This window comes from Methylobacterium sp. WL120 (assembly GCF_008039465.1).
Classification (GTDB): Bacteria; Pseudomonadota; Alphaproteobacteria; order Rhizobiales; family Beijerinckiaceae; genus Methylobacterium; species Methylobacterium cerastii.
In genome coordinates this window covers 1-5,159 of sequence record NZ_VRUT01000238.1, presented here as the reverse complement: position 1 = coordinate 5,159, position 5,159 = coordinate 1, and the positions used below count along the sequence as shown (strand labels likewise).

Sequence of the window (5,159 nt, the reverse complement as noted above, 5' to 3'; positions counted from 1 at the left end):
CCCCCGACCCCTGCCCCCATCCCGAACCGTCGCCCGAACCGTCTCCCGCGAGGACCGAACCCTTGGACCGACCTTTGCTCACGCGCCGCTCCCTCGTCATCGCCGGAGCCGGCGGCATGGCTGCGGCCTCAACCGGCGCCCTCGCGCAGACGTCCCCGCCCGCGCCGCAGAAGCCCGGCGCGCTCACCGTCGCGCCGACCTCGCAGGCGGGCCTCGGACCCCGCCTGACGATGCATGCGATCGACAACTTCCACGGCACGCCCGGCGCCGGCATGGTCTGCGACCTGTCGATCCGCGACGGCGACGGCTACCGCCCGCTCAAGACCGTGACGACCTCGCCGACCGGACGGCCTGCGGACCCGCTGCTGGTGGACGACGCGCTCAAGGCCGGCCGTTACGAGCTGCTGCTGCATGTCGAGGCCTACTTCCAGGCGCTCGGCGTCAAGCTGCCGAGCCCGAACTTCCTCGGCCTGGTGCCGGTGCGCTTCGTCGTCCGCGACGTCACACAGCGCTACCACCTGCCGATCCTGTTCTCGCCCTGGGGCTACTCGTACTACCGCGGAAGTTGAGGGCGCCCCGCCGTCTCCGACCCATCATCAGGAAAGTCGAAAACCATGGCCGGGATCAGCACGCACGTCCTCGATGCGCAGCGCGGGCGCCCCGCGGCAGGCGTCAGGATCGACCTCTCGATCAGGGAGGGCGACGGGTGGCGCTTCGTGAAGTCGATGACCACCAACGCCGACGGGCGCACCGACGGCCCGGTGGTCGCCGCCGCCGACGCGAAGGTCGGCGAGTACCAGCTCGAGTTCCACATCGACGACTACTTCAAGACGCTGCCCGACGCCGCCGAGCCGTTCGTCGACGACGCCGTCGTGCGGTTCGCGATCTTCGACGTGAAGCAGCACTACCACGTGCCGATGCTGTGCACGCCGGGCAGCTGCACCACCTATCGCGGCAGCTGAGGCCCGCGTGGACCCGATGCCGGACATCGCAGCCGTCGACGCCCTCGATCGCGACGGCTTCGTGGCGCTCCTCGCCGCCACGTTCGAGCACGCGCCCTGGGTGGCCGAGCGCGCCTACGCGGCCCGGCCGTTCGCGAGCGTCGCCGCCCTGCATGCGGCGATGGTCGCCGTCGTTCGCGCGGCGCCCGCGGCGGAACGGCTCGCCTTCCTCAACGGGCACCCCGAACTCGCGGGCGCCGCGGCGCGGGCACGGCAGATGACGGCGGACTCGGTCGCCGAGCAGGGCAGCGCCGGGCTGGACGCCCTCACCGTCGCCGACTTCGACCGCTTCGACCGGCTGAACGCGGCCTACCGCGAAAAGTTCGGCTTCCCGTTCATCATCGCGGTCCGCGGCCGGAGCCGGGAGGCGATCCTGGAGGTGTTCGAGCAGAGGCTGGCCCGCGACGCGGACACCGAGGCCGAGGCGGCGCTAAGCGAGATCGCGACGATCACGCGCATGCGCCTCGACCGGATCGTCGGCTCCGCCGGGTGACGGCGTCCGCCGGCGAAGGCAGCGACGGGGATGCAAACCGGGCGGATGTCGGCTAGGCCGGGCACGGTCCGGCCCCTGCCGCCGGGCGTTCCCGAGCCACGGCGCATGACGGCCTCCACCGCCTCGACCGCTCGCCTGATCCTGGTGCTCGCCGCGGCGGGCTTCTCCAGCACCTTCGCATGGCGCTCGGTCGAGCCGCTGGTCGGCGTGCTGGCGCGCGACCTCGGCAGCGACGCCCACACCGTGGCCCTGCTCTCGACCGCCTTCGCGCTGCCCTACGCGCTGATCCAGCCGATCCTCGGGCCGGTGGGCGACGCGGTCGGCAAGGAGCGGGTCATCGCCGCCTGCCTCGCGGTGCTGGTCGTGGCGCTCGCCGGCTGCGCCCTGGCCCAGGACCTGCGCCTGCTGTTCGGCCTGCGGATGGTGGCGGGCGCGGCCGCCGGCGGGGTGATCCCGCTGGCGCTCGCCCTGATGGGCGACCGGGTGCCGATGGAGCGCCGGCAGGTGGCGATCGGCCGGTTCCTCGTCGCGGTCATCCTCGGCCAGCTTTCCGGCTCGACCTTCGCCGGGCTGATCGAGGGGCGGGTCGGCTGGCACGGGGTGTTCGCGATCAACGCCGCCGTCGCCGTGCTCGGCTGCGCCGCGACGCTGTTCGGCTTCGACCGGAGCCAGCGCCTCCCGCCGCGGCGCCCCGAATTCGGCCTGGCGCTCACGCGCTACCGGACGATCGTCGCCGACCCCCGCGCCCGCGTGCTGTTCGCGGCGGTGTTCGTCGAGGCGATCGCGGTGTTCGGCATCTTCCCGCACCTCGCACCGCTGATCGAGGCCCGGGGGGAGGGCGGCCCGCGCGAGGCCGGGCTGGCGCTCGCGGGCTTCGCCGTCGGCGGGCTGATCTACTCCGCCCTGGTCGGGCTGCTGGTCCGGTTCCTCGGGATGCAGCGGATGCTGGTCGGCGGCGGCCTCGTCTGCGCGGCCGCGCTGACGACGATCGGCGTGGCCGGCCGCTGGCAGCTCGACGCGGCGGCGCTGGTCGCCATGGGGCTCGGATTCTACATGTTGCACAACACCTTCCAGGTGCAGGTGACCGAGGTCGCCCCCAAGGCCCGCGCCTCGGCGGTGGCGCTCCACGCGTTCTCGTTCTTCTGCGGCCAGGCGCTCGGCGTCGCGGTGCTCGGCGCGGCGCTGCAGGGCGTCGGCCAGTTCGCGGCCCTGGCCACCTGCGCCGTCACGATTTTGGCGGTGGGGATCGCGACGGCTGTGTTGCTGGCTCGGCCGGTGGTGCCGAGCGAGGTTTAGTTTCGCGCCAGTCCGATTCCGACGCGTGCTTCCCTCCGCCTTCTGCAGGCTATTGGGGTTTCGCCTCTCGTGACGGCCTCGGACGACGCGCGGGTTCCCCTCTCCCAGCGGGCGGGGAGAGCCCCGCACCGACCTCGTCGTCCGTGCGGGAAGCGAAGGCGAAGCCGAAGCGGCGGTGAGTGGGGGGCGAACGGAGGAGCCTCCTCCGGGGCGCGCCCCCTCACCGTCGGCTGCCGCCTCGCTTTGCCGACGACGAGGTCGGCAAAGCCCTCTCCCCCACCGAAGTCGGGCCTGCCCGATTTCGGCAGGTAGGTTCGGATCTCGGGCAAGCCCGAGATCCATGCGGGGCGAGCGGATGCGCGCAAAGCGAACCGCCAGAACCAGGCCTGTGTGAATCAGGAAGCCTCCGCAGGGGAGGGAGGACGCCGCAGCGGTCAGGCCGGCACGCGCGGCCGGGTCCGCGCCGCGAGGTTGCACGAAGCCGTCTCGCGCAGGGTCTGCTCGATGGCGGCGTTGGCGCGGCCGCGCAGCAGCTTGGTCGCCTCCGCCTCGTCGAACGTGTCGGGGAAGCGCCGCGCCAGCCAGAGGTAGGCGGCGGCGAGCTTCACCGTCCGCTCCAGGTATTCGAGCTCGCCGCCGACGTTGGCCCGCAACGCCGCGACGGGCGCGCCCGCCGCCCGCGCCTGGACCCAGCGGTCCAGCATGGCCGTCGAGGCCGGGTCGCGCCGGTCGATCGGGCAGACCGCGAAGGCGAAGGCCTCGCGGATCGGCAGGTGCGCCTTGTCGACCGCCCGCGCCGCCTCCAGCGCCTCCTCCATCGCCGAGGGCTGGAACGGGGAGCCGTCGTAGAAGGTCGCGCGCGAGAAATGCGTCAGCACCTCGGCGAGCGCGTCGGTGCCGAGTTCGGCCGCCGCCGCCTCGATCGCGATCAGGTCCGGCCGGACGTAGAAGCGGGTGTCGGCGGCGGGCGCCGTCGGCGCGCCGGCGAGCGCGTCGCGGATCGGGCCGAGGCTGGCGTCGTCGGTGGCCGAGACGTGGCCCTCGTCCTGATGTCCGAAGCGGCCGGCGCGTCCCGCGATCTGGCGGATCTCGGGGTTGGTGAGCGGGCGGGTCGCCGTGCCGTCCCACTTCGCGACGGCCGAGAAGATCACGCGCTTGAGCGGCCCGAGGTTCAGGCCCATGCCGATCGCGTCGGTGGTGACCAGCACCTCGGCCTCGCGGTCGCGGAAGCGCCGCGCTTCCGCCCGCCGCACCTCCGGCGAGAGCGCGCCGTAGATGGTGGCGACGCTGCGCCCGGCCGCCACCAGCGCCTCGCGGTTCTCGTGCACGGCCCGGCGCGAGAAGGCGACGACGGCGTCCCCCGGCTGCACGGATTCGAGCGGAACGGGCTCACCGAGCGCCACCAGCGGGGTCTTGCGCACGAAGGTGACCACGTCGAGGGATTCGCCCGCGGCCTCCGCCGCTCGGCGGACATGCGAGAGCGCGTCGTCCGAGCCGCAGACGATCACGGTCCGCGCCGGAATCCCGAACAGCGCGTTGGTCCAGGCCCAGCCGCGGTCGGGGTCGGACAGCATCTGGATCTCGTCGATCACCGCGACCTCGACCGGGCGGCGCAGGTCAGCGGTCTCGATGGTGCGCGCGGTGTGGCTCGGGTCCGGCTCGCCCAGGATCTCCTCGCCGGTGACCATGCCGGCGCGCAGGCCCCGCTCCAGCAGGGCCTCGTAGTTCTCCAGCGCGAGCAGGCGCAGCGGCGCGAGGTAGGTCCCGGTCGGCGCCTTCGCCAGCATTTCGAGCGCCGCGTAGGTCTTGCCGGAATTGGTCGGGCCCATGTGGAAGACGATGCGCCGGTTCAGCCGGCGGGCGGGCACGAACTTGTCGATGTAGGAGCCGAACCCGACCCGGTCGCGCAGGCGCCGCCGTCCGGATTCCTCGCGCGCCACCACCTTCGCCCGCGTCCGCACGGTCTTCAGGGTGTCGAGGATCGCGTGGGCGAGGTTCGGGGAGGGCGTGAAGACGCGGGCGCGCAGCGACCGGTCGAGGTGGGCGATGTAGGTGGGCGCGTCCGCCCCGATCTCGTGGAGGTCGTCGCGGATCTGGTCGCGCAGGCGCGCCACCGTCCGGTGGAGCGTGCGCGCGAACCCGGCCGCGGTCTCGGCAAGCGCCGCCCGCAGGTCGTCGAGCCGCCAGGCCGGATCGTTGCCGAGCGCCATCTCCTCCAGGATCTCGGCCGCCGCCTCGCCCGGCGGCGCGTCGAGGCGCAGGTCGAGGCGGCCGTCGTCGAGGAGCGGCAGGCTCACCCGGAGATGCCAGGCGAGGGCGCCGTCCCGCGCCGGCTCGGCCCGGAGCGCCGGCAGGGCGAGCCGCAGGGC

Annotated in this window: 5 protein-coding genes; 4 read left to right on the top strand and 1 reads right to left on the bottom strand. The window is 73.6% G+C overall.

Annotated elements, in window-relative coordinates:
• Nucleotides 1–116: 116 nt before the first annotated feature.
• The 4 genes from uraH (FV229_RS25185) (at nucleotide 117) to FV229_RS25170 (ending at nucleotide 2,790) form a co-directional block, all read left to right on the top strand.
• Nucleotides 117–569, top strand: a complete 453-nt coding sequence (gene uraH / locus FV229_RS25185; protein ID WP_147754551.1) for a hydroxyisourate hydrolase — start codon at nucleotides 117–119, stop codon at nucleotides 567–569.
• 45 nt (nucleotides 570–614) lie between these two features.
• Nucleotides 615–962, top strand: coding sequence for a hydroxyisourate hydrolase (gene uraH / locus FV229_RS25180; RefSeq protein ID WP_147754550.1), 348 nt, complete (start codon nucleotides 615–617; stop codon nucleotides 960–962).
• A 16-nt stretch (nucleotides 963–978) separates the two neighbouring features.
• On the top strand, nucleotides 979–1,494 hold the full coding sequence (gene uraD / locus FV229_RS25175) for a 2-oxo-4-hydroxy-4-carboxy-5-ureidoimidazoline decarboxylase (protein ID WP_147754549.1): 516 nt from the start codon (nucleotides 979–981) through the stop codon (nucleotides 1,492–1,494).
• Between the two features lie 105 nt (nucleotides 1,495–1,599).
• Nucleotides 1,600–2,790: an MFS transporter gene (locus FV229_RS25170; protein ID WP_147754548.1), complete on the top strand. Its 1,191-nt coding sequence runs from the start codon at nucleotides 1,600–1,602 to the stop codon at nucleotides 2,788–2,790.
• 434 nt (nucleotides 2,791–3,224) lie between these two features.
• Here the strand turns inward: FV229_RS25170 and FV229_RS25165 are convergent.
• Nucleotides 3,225–5,159: helicase-related protein (locus FV229_RS25165; protein WP_147754547.1), on the bottom strand; the 1,935-nt coding region annotated here is incomplete at its 5' end.

Coding starts and splice junctions, on each gene's coding strand:
- FV229_RS25170 (WP_147754548.1), top strand. CDS start 1,600: ATGACGGCCTCCACCGCCTCGACCGCTCGCCTGATCCTGGTGCTCGCC.
- uraH (WP_147754550.1), top strand. CDS start 615: ATGGCCGGGATCAGCACGCACGTCCTCGATGCGCAGCGCGGGCGCCCC.
- uraH (WP_147754551.1), top strand. CDS start 117: ATGGCTGCGGCCTCAACCGGCGCCCTCGCGCAGACGTCCCCGCCCGCG.
- uraD (WP_147754549.1), top strand. CDS start 979: ATGCCGGACATCGCAGCCGTCGACGCCCTCGATCGCGACGGCTTCGTG.